At 66.5% G+C, this 14,990-nt stretch carries 13 protein-coding genes and 1 pseudogene; 8 read left to right on the top strand and 6 right to left on the bottom strand.

Going from position 1 to position 14,990, the window contains the following annotated elements; genetic code table 11:
• The 8 genes and pseudogenes from AC4PTB_RS08860 to AC4PTB_RS08895 all read left to right on the top strand — a co-directional run bounded on the left by AC4PTB_RS08860 (position 1) and on the right by AC4PTB_RS08895 (position 6,100).
• Positions 1–978 (top strand): glucokinase, encoded by a 978-nt coding sequence (locus AC4PTB_RS08860; protein ID WP_492189634.1) that lies wholly within the window; start codon positions 1–3, stop codon positions 976–978.
• A 147-nt stretch (positions 979–1,125) separates the two neighbouring features.
• Positions 1,126–1,401, top strand: coding sequence for an STAS domain-containing protein (locus AC4PTB_RS08865; protein ID WP_492189635.1), 276 nt, complete (start codon positions 1,126–1,128; stop codon positions 1,399–1,401).
• The gene (locus AC4PTB_RS08870) at positions 1,398–1,763 is read left to right on the top strand and encodes a response regulator (protein ID WP_013067490.1); all 366 of its coding nucleotides are present in this window, start codon (positions 1,398–1,400) and stop codon (positions 1,761–1,763) included. The genes AC4PTB_RS08865 and AC4PTB_RS08870 overlap by 4 nt, the downstream gene beginning before the upstream one ends.
• A 10-nt stretch (positions 1,764–1,773) precedes the next feature.
• A pseudogene (locus AC4PTB_RS08875) lies at positions 1,774–3,989 on the top strand (chemotaxis protein CheA).
• A gap of 5 nt (positions 3,990–3,994) precedes the next feature.
• Complete coding sequence (locus AC4PTB_RS08880; protein ID WP_444451539.1) at positions 3,995–4,462, top strand: chemotaxis protein CheW; 468 nt, start codon at positions 3,995–3,997, stop codon at positions 4,460–4,462.
• Complete coding sequence (locus tag AC4PTB_RS08885; protein ID WP_492189636.1) at positions 4,459–5,337, top strand: CheR family methyltransferase; 879 nt, start codon at positions 4,459–4,461, stop codon at positions 5,335–5,337. The genes AC4PTB_RS08880 and AC4PTB_RS08885 overlap by 4 nt, the downstream gene beginning before the upstream one ends.
• Positions 5,328–5,714, top strand: a complete 387-nt coding sequence (locus AC4PTB_RS08890; protein ID WP_492189637.1) for a response regulator — start codon at positions 5,328–5,330, stop codon at positions 5,712–5,714. The genes AC4PTB_RS08885 and AC4PTB_RS08890 overlap by 10 nt, the downstream gene beginning before the upstream one ends.
• Positions 5,711–6,100 carry a DUF8776 family protein gene (locus AC4PTB_RS08895; RefSeq protein ID WP_013067485.1) on the top strand — a complete coding sequence of 130 codons (390 nt, stop codon included), beginning with the start codon at positions 5,711–5,713 and terminating at the stop codon, positions 6,098–6,100. The genes AC4PTB_RS08890 and AC4PTB_RS08895 overlap by 4 nt, the downstream gene beginning before the upstream one ends.
• 211 nt (positions 6,101–6,311) lie before the next feature.
• Here the strand turns inward: AC4PTB_RS08895 and AC4PTB_RS08900 are convergent, their stop codons facing one another.
• The 6 genes from AC4PTB_RS08900 to cysS all read right to left on the bottom strand — a co-directional run bounded on the left by AC4PTB_RS08900 (position 6,312) and on the right by cysS (position 14,925).
• The gene (locus AC4PTB_RS08900; protein ID WP_492189638.1) at positions 6,312–6,827 is read right to left on the bottom strand and encodes a chemotaxis protein CheD; all 516 of its coding nucleotides are present in this window, start codon (positions 6,825–6,827) and stop codon (positions 6,312–6,314) included.
• Positions 6,828–6,831: 4 nt separating this feature from the next.
• Positions 6,832–7,875 (bottom strand): protein-glutamate methylesterase/protein-glutamine glutaminase, encoded by a 1,044-nt coding sequence (locus AC4PTB_RS08905; protein ID WP_492189639.1) that lies wholly within the window; start codon positions 7,873–7,875, stop codon positions 6,832–6,834.
• A gap of 45 nt (positions 7,876–7,920) precedes the next feature.
• Complete coding sequence (locus AC4PTB_RS08910) at positions 7,921–11,031, bottom strand: methyl-accepting chemotaxis protein (protein WP_492189640.1); 3,111 nt, start codon at positions 11,029–11,031, stop codon at positions 7,921–7,923.
• Positions 11,032–11,162: 131 nt separating this feature from the next.
• Positions 11,163–11,924: a squalene/phytoene synthase family protein gene (locus tag AC4PTB_RS08915; protein WP_492189641.1), complete on the bottom strand. Its 762-nt coding sequence runs from the start codon at positions 11,922–11,924 to the stop codon at positions 11,163–11,165.
• Complete coding sequence (gene cimA, locus AC4PTB_RS08920) at positions 11,921–13,543, bottom strand: citramalate synthase (protein WP_492189642.1); 1,623 nt, start codon at positions 13,541–13,543, stop codon at positions 11,921–11,923. Before cimA ends, AC4PTB_RS08915 begins: the two co-directional genes overlap by 4 nt.
• Positions 13,543–14,925 (bottom strand): cysteine--tRNA ligase, encoded by a 1,383-nt coding sequence (cysS, locus tag AC4PTB_RS08925; RefSeq protein ID WP_492189643.1) that lies wholly within the window; start codon positions 14,923–14,925, stop codon positions 13,543–13,545. The genes cimA and cysS overlap by 1 nt, the downstream gene beginning before the upstream one ends.
• Positions 14,926–14,990: the final 65 nt, after the last annotated feature.

Raw genomic sequence — 14,990 nt, forward strand, 5'->3', positions numbered from 1 at the left:
ATGATCACCGCCACCCCGAACCGTTACGCGCTTCTGGCCGATATCGGCGGCACCAACACCCGGGTGGCGCTGTCCGAACACGGGCGGCTTCTGCCCGAATCGATCCGCCGCTATGCCAATGCCGGGCGCCCCGCGCTGGAGCCGATCCTGGCGGAGTATATGCAGACCGAGGGTGTGGGCGATCTGGCGGGCGCCTGTGTCGCCGCGGCGGGGCCGGTGCGCGACGGCACGGCGCATATGACCAATCTTTCCTGGGTGATCGAAACCGCCGCCGTCGCCCGCGTCACCGGCGCCGAGACGGTGGCGGTGCTGAACGACCTGCAGGCGCAGGGCCATGCGCTGGGCCATCTTGCCCCCGAAGCCGTGGCAACCGTGCTGCCGGGCCAGCCTGCGCGGCCCGGCTCGGCGCAGCTCGTCATCGGCATCGGCACCGGCTTCAACGCCGCCCCCGTGCATGAGGCGCCGGGCGGACGCATCGTCACCGCCTCGGAATGCGGCCATGTCACGCTGCCCACCGTCACCGACGAAGACATCCGCCTGATGCGCTTTGTCGAGGCGGCGCATGGCTTTGCCGCGGTCGAGGATGTGCTCTCGGGCCGCGGTCTGGAGCGCGTCTTTGCTTTCGTCGCCGCCGAGGCCGGGCAGCCGCAAAGCCGCTCCGCCGCCGAGGTGATGGCCGAAATCACCGCCCGCAGCCCGCTTGGCGTTGAAACGGCGCGCATTTTCGTGCGCCATCTGGGCGCGGTCGTGGGCGATCTGGCGCTCATTCACCTGCCCTTCGGCGGCATCCATCTGTGCGGCGGCGTCGCCCGGGCCTTCACCCCGCTGCTGTCCGAGTTCGGACTCGCTGCCGCGATACAGGCCAAGGGCCGGTTTTCCGATTTTCTCGCCGCCTTCCCGCTGCGGGTGATCGAAGATGACTACGCTGCCCTTGTGGGTTGTGCGACCCATCTGCACGCGCTGGCGCCGCGGATCTGACCGAACTGCGTAAAAGGCGACAGGTTGGGGCGGAAAAACCCTGTGTCGTCAAACCTTATTTAACCCGCAGCCGGTAATCCTCTTTCATGCAGGAATGAAAGGGGAACACGTGTCCGTTTTCCAAACCCATATTTTGGCGAGGTCGGAATGACCACGATTGCCCTCGCCTCCCGGCTCGACCTGTCTCAGGTCACACCGCTCGCCACGGCCTTGCGCGGTGCGACCGGAACCGATCTCGTCCTTGATGCCTCGGCCGTCACCCATCTGGGCGGCCTGGCACTGCAAGTCCTCGCTTCCGCCGCCAAAAGCGCCCGGCAGGCCGGAACTTCCCTCATCATCACGCCGCGTTCGGAGGCTTTCGACGACGCTCTTGCCGTCTTCGGTGTCACCCCCGCGGATCTTCAAACCGGAGAGGCCGCATGAGCCTGACTGTTCTGGCGGTCGATGACAGCCGCACCATCCGCGACATGCTGAAACTCGCTCTGACCGATGCGGGGATCACGTTGCACCTTGCCGAAGACGGGGTCCACGGGCTCGAAGTGCTCGACGGCATCGCCCCCGATGCGATCATTTCCGACATCAACATGCCGCGCCTTGACGGTTTCGGCTTCATCGAGGCGGTGCGGGCGCAAGACAAGCACCGGGCGACGCCGATCCTCGTGCTGACCACCGAATCGGCGCCCGAACTCAAGGCGCGCGCCCGCGCGGCCGGGGCCACCGGCTGGATCGTGAAGCCTTTCGACCCGCCGAAGCTGGTCAAGGCGCTGCAAATGGTTACCGGCTAAGGAGAGCATGATGGCAACGGACCCGATGGCAGAAATCCGGGCCAGTTTCTTCGTCGAATGCGAAGAACTGCTCGAAAGCCTGCAGGATGCCCTGTCCGACATGGAAGAGGGCAACCACGACAACGAGACGATCAACATCGTCTTCCGCGCGGTCCATTCCATCAAGGGCGGCGCGGGGGCCTTCGGGCTTGACGCGCTGGTCGGTTTTGCCCACCGCTACGAAACCGTTCTGGACGAGCTGCGCTCGGGGCGGATGACGATCACGCCCGAGGCGATGAAGCTGTTCTTCCAGGCGGCCGACTTCCTGCAAGACCATGTCCGCGCAGCCCGCGACGCCGCCCCCCCGCCCGAAGGTTCGGAAGGGTGCCTCGTCGCGCTTGAAGCGCTGATCGGCGGCGGCGCCGGTCCGGTGGTCGAGGAAGAGGTGACCGATTTCCAGCCGATGGGACTCGCCTTCGATTTCGGCCCGGTCGAGGAAACGCCGACCACCCCGGTCTGGACGGTGCGATTCCGTCCCGCCGCGCGCTTTTCAGCTCGGGCAACGAGCCGCTGCACCTTCTGCGCGCGCTCGGCAAGCTGGGCAACGCCACCACGCGCTGCGATCTGACCCGCCTGCCGACGCTCGAATCGCTTGATCCCGAGGGCTCCTGGCTGGAATGGACGGTCGAAATCACCGGTGATGTCACCGATTTCGACATCCGCGAAGTGTTCGACTTCGTCGAAGATGTCTGCGAGATCGAAATCACCCAGGGCGCGGCCGGGACCGCGCTGCCCGATGCGGGCGGACTCTCGCTGCCCGATTTCGGCGCCCCCGGGCTGCCCGATCTACCGCCGCTGGCGCAGGACCCGGAAGATCCGGTGCCGCTCGCCCCCGCTCCGGCGCCGCAGGCCGAGATCGTCCCGATGCCCAAATCCGAACCCCGGGCCGAGGTCCCTCCGCCCCCTTTTGCCGCGGCTGACCTGCCGACCGCGCCAGCTGCTGGCCCGGCTGGCGCCGCTGCACCGCGCGAAGCCGCCTCCGAGCCCTCGGCGACGGTGCGGGTCGATCTCGACCGCATCGACCGGCTGGTCAACCTCGTGGGCGAGCTGGTGATCAACCAGGCGATGCTGGCGCAAAGCGTGGCCGAAGCCGGGCTGCCGCCGAATTCGGCGGTGATGACCGGGCTGGAAGCCTTCATGATGCTGACCCGCGACATCCAGGACAGCGTGATGATGATTCGCGCCCAGCCGGTGAAGCCGCTGTTCCAGCGCATGGCGCGGATCGTGCGCGAGGCCTCGGGCGCCGTCGGCAAGGAAGTGCGTCTGCGCACCGAGGGCGAGGCGACCGAAGTCGACAAGACGGTGATCGAACGGCTGGCCGATCCGCTGACCCACATGATCCGCAACGCCGTCGATCACGGGCTCGAGCGGCCGGACAAGCGCCGCGCCGCGGGCAAGACCGCCGAAGGGGTGATCACGCTGTCGGCCCAGCATCGCTCGGGCCGGGTGGTGATCGAGGTTGCCGATGACGGCGCCGGGATCAACCGTCCGAAAGTGCGCGAGATCGCCATCTCCAAGGGGCTGATCCCGCCGGATGCGCAGCTGAGCGACAGCGAGATCGACAACCTGCTGTTCCTGCCCGGCTTTTCGACGGCGGATCAGGTTTCGGCGCTGTCGGGCCGCGGCGTCGGCATGGATGTGGTGCGTCAGGCGATCCAGTCGCTCGGCGGTCGCATCACCATTCATTCCGAACCCGGCAAGGGCACACGCTTCTCGATTTCGCTGCCGCTGACGCTGGCCGTGCTGGATGGCATGGTGGTGAATGTGGCGGGCGAAACCCTGGTGGTGCCGCTCTCCGCGATCCTGGAAACCGCGACGCTGACCGACGAGGACATCCGCGCGCTGGGTCCGAACACCAACGTCATCCATGTCCGGGGCGCCTTCGTGCCGCTTTATGACCTCGGGGCGGAACTTGGCTACCGCGCGCCGAAATCCAGCTACGCGGGCGGCATCGTGCTGCTTACGGCGCAGGAAAACGGCACCCGCTCCGCCCTTGTCGTCGACTCGATCCTCGAGCAGCGGCAAGTGGTGATCAAGGGGCTGCAACGCAGCTACGGCCATATCCCCGGCGTTGCCGCCGCCACCATCCTTGGCGATGGTCAGATCGCCCTGATCCTTGACCCGCCCGATCTTGTTCAAAACGCTTCCGGACGCACCCGGAGCCCAGCCTTCGCTCTTGCAGGATGACCGCCATGACCCTGGAAAAAAGCTCGCAAAACTCCTCCGAAGTCGAACTCCTGTCATTCCGGCTCGCCGACGAGGAATACAGCGTCGATATCATGTCCGTGCGCGAAATCCGCGGCTGGACCCGGGCGACGCCGCTGCCCCATGCGCCGATGCATGTGCGCGGCGTGATCAACCTGCGCGGCACCGTGCTGCCGGTGGTCGATCTCTCGGTCCGGCTTGGCATGGAACCCGTCGTGGGCGATGCCCGCAACGTCATCATCGTGGTGCAGGTGGGGTCGCAAACCGCAGGCCTTCTGGTCAATGCGGTCTCCGACATCCTGGCGCTGCCGCGCACCGAACTGCAGCCGCCGCCGGAACTGGCGGCCGATTGCGCCCACAGCTTCATCGAAGCGCTGACCATCGTCGACGGTCGCATGATCCGCGTCCTCGACCTCAGCGCCGTGTTGCCGGACGAGAACGCCGAGGCGGCATGACACAGCACCCTTCCCAGCTTGCGGTTCCCCCCGCTCCGAACGAAAGCGAACTGACGGCGATCGCCCGCGTTCTCTATGAGCAGGCGGGGATCGTCCTTGCCCCGGGGAAGACCTCGATGGTGCAATCGCGGCTTGGCAAGCGCCTGCGCGCCCTCGGCCTGAAGGATTATGGCAGCTACATCCGCCTGATCACTTCGGACGAGGGGCACGAGGAACGGCGCGCGATGATCTCGGCGCTGACCACGAATGTCACCCAGTTCTTCCGCGAGAACCATCACTTCGAGACCCTGCGTTCGACGACCCTGCCGCCGCTGATCGAACAGGCGCGGGCGGGCAAGAAGGTCCGGATCTGGTCGGCAGGCTGTTCGACCGGGCAGGAAGTGTTCTCGATCGCGATGGTGCTTGCGGACATGGCGCAGGATCTGGCCCGGCTCGACATCCGGCTGCTGGCCACCGACATCGATCCGCAGATGATCGCCCGCGGCCGTGCGGCGGTCTACGAGGAGAACACTCTCGCGACGATCCCGAAGCCGCTGCAACGCTTTGTCACCGTCGAAAAGGACGGCGTCCATATCGTGCCGATGCTGCGCAATCTGGTGTCGTTCCGCGAACTGAACCTGCACGAGACCCCCTGGCCGATGCGGGGCCGGTTCGACATCGTCTTTTGCCGCAACGTCGTGATCTATTTCAGCCCGGAAGATCAGCTGCGCCTCTGGCGTCGCTTCGAATCGGTGCTCAATCCGGGCGGATGGATGTTCGTCGGTCATTCCGAACGCATCCCGCTCGACCCGCCGTGCCAGCTCTCGACAGCCGGCATCACAACTTACAAGCTTCCCAAAACGGAAAGCCCGATCGGAGGCCCGAAATGGCACTGAGAGATCAATTGAGGGTCATGGTCGTGGACGACATGTCCACCAGCCGAGGTCTGATCACGCAAGCGCTGGATGCGATGGGCATCCGTCAGGTCGGCTATGCGACCGACGGGCCCGGGGCGCTGCAAATCCTTGAAAAGACGCCGGTCCATCTGGTGATCTCGGATTACAACATGCCCGGCATGGATGGGCTTCAGCTGCTGCAGGCGCTGCGCACCAATCAGCGCACCAAGGGGCTCGGCTTCATCCTGATCACCGGCCGCGCCGATCGCGAGATCATCGACACCGGCAAGCGTCTGGGAATGAACAACTTCCTGAAAAAACCGTTCACGCCGCAGGAACTGCGCGGCTGCATCGAAGCGGTGGTGGGCCGGCTATGATCGAGCTTCCCAGCATCGCCTCCATCCCCATCGAGCGGAGGGATCTTCCGCTCGACGCCCTTGCCGCGCGCATCGGCGATGAACTCGACACGCTCGCCCGGCTCTCCTCGGAGGTGCAGCGCGCGATTTCGCTGTGCCATTTCGCCGATCACACCGATGCGGCGGCGATCCGCGGCTTGCAGGGGATCGACCGGATCACCCAGGCGCTGGAGGATCTCGGGCGTCTGATGTCCGCCGTCTCGACGGAAATGCCGCAGGATGTGAAGCTTCACGCCGTGCCGATCCTGTCGCGGCTGCGCCTGCACGAGCTGGCCACGAACCTCGATCCCGAACAGCAACGGCACGAGGTCCAGCAAGAAGAACAAGGCGAGATCCAGTGGTTCTGAGGCGGTTCGGACCACCGGCTCTTCCCGTCGCGCAGCCGGCTGCCCAGATCATCCGCTGAAGTCCTGACTGAGCGCCCAAGCGCACCGATGTCGACCTGCCGGTCGCGTCGGTGTTTTTTTATTTCGGCCCGATGGCACCGACGGGGAGGGCGCGGACACGGAAAACCCCGGATCGTTGCCGATCCGGGGCCAGTCTTGCCGTCACGCGGGCTCAGAACAGCTCGACGCCGTTGCCCGCCGCCGGGACCGGCGGCGTCTCGACGACGCGGGTCTCGCCCAGCAGCCGCTGCCGCGCCCGGCCGGTTCCGGGCCAGAACTCGACCCGGCGCGCCTGGGTGCCGCCAAGGCTCTGCCCGGTGCATTCGATCCCTTCGCGGCGCAGGAAATCGAGCACGAATTCCGCATTCTTCTGCCCGACATCGGTCAGCCCCGCGATCATCCGACCGCCCCCGAACACCTTCGCCTTCAGGCGTTTGCGATTGGCGCCATCCTTGATCAGCGCGTTGATCAGCAGCTCCATCGCATTGACGCCGAAGCGGGCAGAGTTCAGCGAAGCCCCGGCGCCATCGGGCAGCAGGAAATGGTTCATCCCGCCGACCTGGCCGCTCTCGTCATAAAGGCAGGTCGCGACGCAGGACCCGAGAATGGTCGAGATCGACGCCTCGGCCCCCTTGGCGGTGATGAATTCGCCCTGCGCGATATGGAGGGTCTTGTGCGGTCCGGCCATGATATTACCCCCGTGACGATTTGAACTGCATTTGACTGCCGGCACACAATTGCAGCACCGACTGGGACATCTTGCCGATCGGCACTGCCTTCTCGGCGGCCCCGATCTCGAGCGCGGCGCGGGGCATGCCGAAGACGACACAGGTCGCTTCATCCTGCGCCAGACAACGTGCCCCGGCCTGGCGCAGACGCTTCATCGCCTCCGCCCCGTCGCGCCCCATCCCGGTGAGCATCACCGAAACCACCTTCTGCGCGATTGGCACGGCGGAATCGAACAGCACCTCGACGGAAGGCCGGTGGCCGTTGCGCTTGTCGCTGGCGACAAGCTTACAGCGCGGCGGCTCTGCCGGGCTGACCGCCAGATGATAGTCGCCCCCGGGCGCCAGATAGACCCGGCCCGGCAAAAGCGGGGCACCGTCACGGGCCAGCTCGACCGAGGGCACCATCCGCCCATCCAGCCGACGGGCAAAACTGGTCAGAAAGCCCTCGGGCATGTGCTGGGTGATCAGGGTCGGCGGACAATTGCGCGGATAGCCCGAAAGCAACGTCTCCAGCGCATCCACCCCGCCGGTCGACGACCCGATCAGAACGTATTTGCCGTTCCATTTGAAATCTTCGGCGGGGGTGATCTGCGCGCGCGGCCCCGGGCTGCGCAGCCGCGCATTCGCCGCCGCGACCAGAAGTTCGGCCAGATTGAGGAATGTGTCCGAGAGCCGGTCGAAGCTCGGCTTGCCGACGCATTCGACCGCACCAAGCGACAGCGCCTCCAGCGCCGCGGCCGAGCCCTTCTGGGTCTCGGTCGAGATCATCACCACCGGCATCGGCCGCAGCCGCATCAGCTTCTCGAGAAATTCGAGCCCGTTCATCCGCGGCATCTCGACGTCAAGCGTCAGCACGTCGGGGGACAGGGCCTTGATCTTTTCCCGCGCCTCAAAGGGATCGCTCGCCTCGCCGACCACGACGATGCGCGGATCCGCGGCCAGCTTGGTGCGGATCAAGGCCCGAATGGTCGGGGAGTCATCGACGATCAAAACGCGTTTCGGTGTCATTTCATTTCCCGTTATGGCGACGGCGCGCCCATTTGCGGTTCAGTCTCAAAAGTCGACCCATTCGCTCCCATCTTCGGCAATCGCCAGCGCGCCGCGACTGCGTGGCGGCACGGCGGCCTTGGGCGGGCGCGGTTTGACGGGCAGCGCGACAGCCGCAGCCGGCGTCACCGGCGGCGCAGCAACCGCAGCCGGCGTGACCGGCGTCACGACCGCCTCGGCGGGCGGGGGCGCTTCGGCGGCCTCGGGCGCGCGGAACCGCGCCGTGGTGGCGGTCAGCGCCTGCACCCCGCGGCTGAGCGCCTGCGCGGCGGCGGTGGTTTCCTCGAACATCGCGGCATTTTGCTGGGTCACCTGATCGAGGTCGAGCATTGCGCGGTTGATTTCCGACAGGCCGGTCGATTGTTCGCGCGCCGAGGAGGCGATCTTCGAGACGCGCCCGGCAATATCATTGACCGAGACCAGGATGCCATCCAGCGCCTGCCCGGTCTGACCGACCAGGTCGACCCCGACCCGCACATGATCCGAAGAGACGCTGATCAGGCCGGAAATCTCCTGCGCCGCGGCCGAGGAGCGCTGCGCCAGCGCCCGCACCTCCGAGGCGACGACGGCAAAGCCGCGTCCCGCCTCGCCCGCCCGGGCGGCTTCGACACCCGCATTCAGCGCCAGCAGGTTGGTCTGGAAGGCGATGTCCTCGATCACCCCGATGATGCGCGAGATCTTTTGCGACGACTCGGCGATCTCGCCCATGGCGGAGACCGCCTGCTGCACCACCTGCCCCGAGCTTTCGGCGCCGATCCGGGCCCGTTCGACCACCTGATCCGCCTCGGAAATGCCCGCCGCCGCGGCGCCGATCGAGGTGGTCAGCTGATCCAGCGCCGTCACCGTCTCGGCCAGCGTCGCGGCTTGCCGTTCGGTGCGCTGGCTCAGATCCGAGGCCGCATTGGTGATCTCGCTCACCTCGCCATCGATGCTTTGCGCATTGTCGATCACCACCCGCATCGCCGCGCCAAGCGTAGAGGCGGCATTGTTGAAATCGGTGCGCAGCTGTTCGTATTCGGGCGGGAACCCGCGCACAATCCGGCTGCCCAGATCCCCCCGGGCCAGATCCTCCAGACCGACCCGCAGCGCCTCGACCACGCCGCGCTGCTCGGCCAGCATCGTCTCGTTGCGCGTCCGCGCCCGCTCCAGCGCCTGTTCCGCTTCGGTGATGTCATTGGCGATCAGCACGATTTTGAGCATGTTGCCCGCCCGGTCCGGCACCGGCGTGACACTGCCCTCGGCCATCACACGCGTCCCATCGGCGCGGGTCAGCGCGAAGCGGCCGATCAGCGGCTCGAGCCGTTCCAGCCGCGTCCAGAACCCGGCCAGCGCCCCCTCGCCCTCGATCAGACCGGCATGGCTGCGCCCGGTCAGCGTCGCCTCGGTCTCGCCAAGCGCCGCCAGCACATTGGCATTGCCGCGCGCAACCCGGCCCGCGGGCGAAAACTCAAGCATCAGCTGCGTGCTGTCGAGCGCGTTCAAAAGCGCCCGGGTCATCCGCAGCTCGGTCACGTCGCGCCATTCGACGACAAAGCCCAGCTGCGCGCCATCGGGCGTGCGAATCTCGGAAAAATCGACGCCAAACCGGCCTTCACCCACCGCGATATCGCGCCGCAACGGCAGCTGCGCCGGATCACGCAGCAAGGCCCCGATCTCGTCGCTCAGCGGATAAAGCGCCGCAAGCGATTGCCCCACAAGGGTTTCGGGCTGAAGCTCGGGCTGACGAAGACGGAAATCGGCCAGTTTCGCCTCGACCAGCCTGATCAGCGCCGTATTCACATAGGTGATGGTCAGATCGGTCGCGACCACCATCAGCGCCGCCGAAGAATTGCGAAAGGCCGTTCCCTGCACCATCGCCGCATGGCGGGTGGCTTCCGAGGCGGCCAGATCACCGCGCAAGGCCTCGACCGCCTGGGCGATCTCGCCGACCTCGTCGCGCAGGCCCGTCCCCGGCACATGCAGCGCGTGATCGCCGCGGCTGATCCGATTGACCGCCCCCGCAAGCTCCTGCAGCGGACGGGCAAGACCGCGCGCCATCCAGGTCGAGATCGCCGCCAGACCGGCAATCAGCAAAGCCGCATTCAGGCCCAGCTGCCGCGCCAGCTCCCGCGCCGGGGCGAACAATTCACGGTCGGATTGCTCGACCACCAGCGCCATCGGACGGCCGAAAACCTGCACCGGCGCATGAACCGCCAGAACGCTGCCGCCATCGACGCCCGATTGCTCGATCCTGCCGGTTTCGCCCGCCAGCGCCGCGGTCACGGCGGGGGTCTTCACCGTCGTTCCGGGGCTGGCCGCGCCCGCACGCAGCTGCGTCTGCAATATCCCGCTGCCATCGACCAGATAGGCCTGCCCGGTCTCGCCCAGAGATTGCGGCGCGGTGATCATCGTCAGCAGCGGATCGAGTCGCGCCGCAAAGGCGAGAACGCCCAGCGATTTCCCCTCGGTGCTGCGCACGGACTGCGCCAGATAGGCGACAGGCCCGCCCCCCGGCCCGGCGGCGACGAATTCGGAGATTTGCGGAACCTGGTCGGAACTGGCCTGCGCCTGCGCGACGACGCGCGCGAGCGGGCTTTGCCGCAGCGCCGGATCGGTCAGATCGGCGGCGAATTCCGGCCCCTTGCGCAGCGAATAAAGCACCCGCCCCTGCGGATCGACAAAGAACAGATCGGCCAGACCGCGTTCCTTGGCCTGGGTCACGAAGCCCGGATGCGCGCGCCGGTGAATGATCCCGAAATCATTGATATCGCCCGCGAAATCAAGCTTCCAACGCTCCGCCTCGGGATGCGGGTTGGTCTCGACCCAGGCATGACGCAGATTGTCGGCCGCCCCCGCGCCCAGCATCTTCCAGGCGCCCGAGAAATCGCGCATCAGCCGCGCCGTGCCCTGGTTGACCGCCATCGCCCGCAGTTCCGACTGCACCTGATCGGCCCAGCCCTGCGCGTCCCGCGCCCGCGTTTGCAGCGTCAGCTCAAGCCGCTGACTGCCCTGCTCCAGCAGCAGATTGCGCGCCTCGCGGTAAGAGGAAACCCCCATCACCGCAAGCGCGCCCACGGCAATCGTCACCAGCATCAGAGGCAGCTTCAAGCGCAGCTTGAGGCTTTTGAAAAAGGGCATTCAGCATCTCCAGCGCAGCGCCCGGGCGGGCAAAACGAGGCCGTGCCCCGGGGCACTCGTTGGAACATGACTGGAACTTTTGAAGATTCACTTAAGCGAAACGAAGGCTTGCGCTCTTTTCTTGCGCCAGATCACACCGCCAGACGCGCCCGTAACAGCCCAAGACGGCGGGCGAATTCGGTCCCGTGCAGGGTCCCCGTCGCGATCCGCCCGGGCGATTGCGCCGCGCGCTGCAACACCCCGGCCGCCTGCCATCCGCTCAGCGCCGCAAGCCGCGCCGCAGGCGTCGCAGCCCGCAGGGCGCCGCGCGCGGCGGCAAGCCGCGTCAGCCCGTCCCGCGCCAGATCCGCCAGCAGCCCGGGCTCGGCCCCGGCCAAGGTCAGCCGCCCCCGCACCGTCAGCTCCGGCAGCGCGATCAACCAGTTCGCCAGCCCCGCCGCAGTGCCATGCGCACGCAGGACGGTCTCGGAGCCAGCGCCAAGACAGGCCCCGGCCGCCGCCGAAAGCGCCCCCGAGGTCGCCTCCAGATAGTCCCAGAGCCGCGCCGGATCGGCAAAGCCCGCGCCGTCACAATCCGCCCGCCGCGCCTCGGCAACGGCGATCAGGCCCTGCAACGCCGCCGCGGGCAGAAGCTCCAGCGCCGGGCCGATCTCCTGCGGGACCGGCCTGCCCTGCGCCGCCAGCGCCTCCAAAGCATCGATCCACCATTGCAGCCGCATCTGGGCCACCAGCGGCTCGGCGCTGGCCCAGGGCGCCTGCGCGATCGCCAGATTGGCCGCGTAAAGCGCGAAAAGCGCCGCCCGATCCGGCCCGGGGCAGGCCATGACGGCGGCAAAGCGGTCGGGATCGCCGGAAGCCAGCCGCTCGGCACAAAGCGCGACCGGATCGCTCATGCCGGTTCGGCCCCGTCGCGGATCAGCTTCCAGATGATCGCATCGAGCAGCGCCTCGAAGGAGGCGTCGACGATGTTCGGGCTGACCCCCACGGTCGACCAGCGCTGGCCGTGCCCGTCCTCGCTGTCGATGATGACGCGGGTCACGGCCTCGGTGCCGCCTTGCGTGATGCGGACGCGGAAATCGACCAGCTTCATGTCCTCGATGCAGCTGGTGTAGGGGCCCAGATCCTTCACCAGCGCTTTTGACAGCGCGTTCACCGGGCCGCGGTCATGCCCCTCGGCATCCATGCTTTCCGAGACCGACAGCATCTTGTCGCCGCCGATCTTCACCACGACCACCGCTTCGGATACCGAAACCATCTGATCATAGCGGTTCTTGCGGCGTTCAACGATCACGCGATAGCGTTTGATTTCAAAGAATTGCGGGCAAAGCCCCAGCACGCGCCGCGCCACCAGTTCAAAACTCGCCTGCGCGCCGTCATAGGCATAGCCGCGATCCTCGCGCGCCTTGATCTCGTCCAGGATCTGCACCAGCCGCGGGTCTTTCGGATCGACCGCAATCCCCATCGCCGCCAGCCGTGCGCGCAGGTTCGACTGCCCGGCCTGATTGGACATCGGGATCAGCCGGGTGTTGCCGACTGTTTCGGGCGCGATATGTTCGTAGGTCGAAGGGTCTTTCAGGATCGCCGAGGCATGCAGCCCCGCCTTGTGCGCGAAAGCCGAGGCGCCGACATAGGCGGCCGAGCGCAGGGGCACCCGGTTCAGAATGTCGTCCAGACGGCGCGAAAGCCGCGTGATGCCTGTGAGCTTCGCCTTGGAAATACCTGTTTCGTAAAGGCTTTTGTAAGGCTCTTTCAGCAGCAGCGTGGGGATCAGCGTGGTCAGGTTGGCATTGCCGCAGCGCTCGCCCAGACCGTTCAGCGTGCCCTGCACCTGCCGCGCGCCCGCGTCGATCGCAGCGAGCGAATTCGCAACGGCCATGCCGGTGTCGTCATGGCAATGGATGCCCAAGTGATCGCCCGGCACCCCCGCGGCGATGACGGCGGCGGTGATCGTGCCGACCTCGGCGGGCAAGGTGCCGCCATTCGTGTCGCACAGGATCACCCAGCGGGCGCCAGCCTGATAGGCGGTCAAACAGCAGGCCAGCGCATAGTCCGGGTTCGCCTTGTAGCCGTCAAAGAAATGCTCGGCGTCAAACAGCGCCTCGCGCCCTTCGGCCACCATATGGGCGACGGAAGCGCGAATGTTTTCAAGGTTTTCCTCAAGCGTGAGGCCAAGCGCGGCGGTCACATGGTAATCATGCGTCTTGCCGACCAGACAGACCGCGGGCGTGGCCGCATTCATCACCGCCGCCAGCACGTCATCATTCGCGGCCGAGCGGCCCGCGCGTTTCGTCATGCCAAAGGCGGTAAAGGTCGCCCGCGTTCTGGGCCGCGCGTCAAAGAAATCGCTGTCGGTCGGGTTCGCCCCCGGCCAGCCGCCCTCGATATAATCGACGCCGATATCGTCAAGCGCCTCGGCAATCGCGATCTTTTCCGGCACGGAAAACTGCACGCCCTGCGTTTGCTGGCCATCGCGCAAGGTGGTGTCGTAAAGGTAAAGCCGTTCCTTGGCCATCACAGCCCCTCCAGCTTCGCCGCATCAAAGCCGGGGCCGGGCAAAAGTTCGACGCCTGCCTTCGACATCCGCACCTCGACCCCCGCCGCCATCAGCGCGGATTTCAGCGCATCGACCGGGGCGAAGTCCTTGGTTTCCATCGCTTTCGCGCGCAGCTCGGCCAACTTCGCGGCAAGGAGTGACAGATCAACCTCGGGCGCCTTCGCCCAATCGCCCATCTCGTCGACGAGCAGCCCCAGCATCTGCGCCGAGCCCTTGAGGAGCGCAGGCTCCCCCGTCAGCCCATGCAGCACCGCGATGGCGCCCGCGGTGTTCAGATCATCGGCCAAAGCCTCCAGCACCCCGGGCGCCACCTCATGCGCGGGCGCAACCCCCGCCGTCAGCGCCCGCCATTTGCGCAACGTCGCCTCGGCTTGGCTCGCCTTCTCGGCGGTCCAGTCCATCGGCTTGCCGTAATGCGTCTGCAGGAAGACGAACCGGATCACCTCGCCCGGAATGCCCTGATCGAGCAGATCGCGCACGGTGAAGAAATTGCCCAAGGACTTGGACATTTTCTTGCCCTCGACCTGCAGCATCTCGTTGTGCAGCCAGACATTGGCGAACCCACCCTCGGGATGGGCGCAGCAGCTTTGCGCGATTTCGTTTTCATGATGCGGGAATTGCAGGTCGATCCCGCCCGCGTGAATGTCGAAACTGGCGCCCAGCAGTTCATAGGACATGGCCGAGCATTCGATATGCCAGCCCGGACGGCCGCGGCCCCAGGGGCTGTCCCAGCCCGGAAGATCCGCATCCGAGGGCTTCCACAGCACGAAATCCATCGGATCTTCCTTGAAGGGCGCCACCTCGACCCGCGCCCCGGCGATCATGTCATCGACCGAGCGCCCCGAGAGCGCGCCGTATTCGGCATAGCTGCGCACCCGAAAGAGCACATGGCCGTCCTTGGCATAGGCATGACCGCGGGTGATCAGATCGGCGATCATCGTGATCATCGCCCCGATGTAATCGGTCGCCCGCGGCTCGTGATCGGGGCGAAGCGCCCCAAGCGCGTCCATGTCGGCGTGATACCAGCCGATCGTCTCCTCGGTCCGGGCGCGGATCAGCTCTTCCAGCGTGCCGGGAGCGCCCGCCTCTTTGCGCGCCAATGCGGTCGCGTTGATCTTGTCATCGACATCGGTGAAATTGCGCACATAAGTCACGTGATCCGCGCCATAGACATGGCGCAGCAGCCGGTACAGCACGTCAAAGACCACGACCGGCCGCGCATTGCCCAGATGGGCGCGGTCATAGACGGTCGGCCCGCAGAGATACATCCGCACATTTTGCGGATCGAGCGGGCGGAACGTTTCCTTGCGGCGGGTCTTGCTATTGTGCAGGCGGATCATCGGCTTCCTCGCAACTTTGTCCTTGCGGAGTAGCGCAATTACCGGCGCGAGGGAACAGCAGAACC

Source organism: Rhodobacter sp. 4.3.4 (assembly GCF_058724655.1).

Coding starts and splice junctions, on each gene's coding strand:
- AC4PTB_RS08860 (WP_492189634.1), top strand. CDS start 1: ATGATCACCGCCACCCCGAACCGTTACGCGCTTCTGGCCGATATCGGC.
- AC4PTB_RS08865 (WP_492189635.1), top strand. CDS start 1,126: ATGACCACGATTGCCCTCGCCTCCCGGCTCGACCTGTCTCAGGTCACA.
- AC4PTB_RS08870 (WP_013067490.1), top strand. CDS start 1,398: ATGAGCCTGACTGTTCTGGCGGTCGATGACAGCCGCACCATCCGCGAC.
- AC4PTB_RS08880 (WP_444451539.1), top strand. CDS start 3,995: ATGACCCTGGAAAAAAGCTCGCAAAACTCCTCCGAAGTCGAACTCCTG.
- AC4PTB_RS08885 (WP_492189636.1), top strand. CDS start 4,459: ATGACACAGCACCCTTCCCAGCTTGCGGTTCCCCCCGCTCCGAACGAA.
- AC4PTB_RS08890 (WP_492189637.1), top strand. CDS start 5,328: ATGGCACTGAGAGATCAATTGAGGGTCATGGTCGTGGACGACATGTCC.
- AC4PTB_RS08895 (WP_013067485.1), top strand. CDS start 5,711: ATGATCGAGCTTCCCAGCATCGCCTCCATCCCCATCGAGCGGAGGGAT.
- AC4PTB_RS08900 (WP_492189638.1), bottom strand. CDS start 6,827: ATGGCCGGACCGCACAAGACCCTCCATATCGCGCAGGGCGAATTCATC.
- AC4PTB_RS08905 (WP_492189639.1), bottom strand. CDS start 7,875: ATGACACCGAAACGCGTTTTGATCGTCGATGACTCCCCGACCATTCGG.
- AC4PTB_RS08910 (WP_492189640.1), bottom strand. CDS start 11,031: ATGCCCTTTTTCAAAAGCCTCAAGCTGCGCTTGAAGCTGCCTCTGATG.
- AC4PTB_RS08915 (WP_492189641.1), bottom strand. CDS start 11,924: ATGAGCGATCCGGTCGCGCTTTGTGCCGAGCGGCTGGCTTCCGGCGAT.
- cimA (WP_492189642.1), bottom strand. CDS start 13,543: ATGGCCAAGGAACGGCTTTACCTTTACGACACCACCTTGCGCGATGGC.
- cysS (WP_492189643.1), bottom strand. CDS start 14,925: ATGATCCGCCTGCACAATAGCAAGACCCGCCGCAAGGAAACGTTCCGC.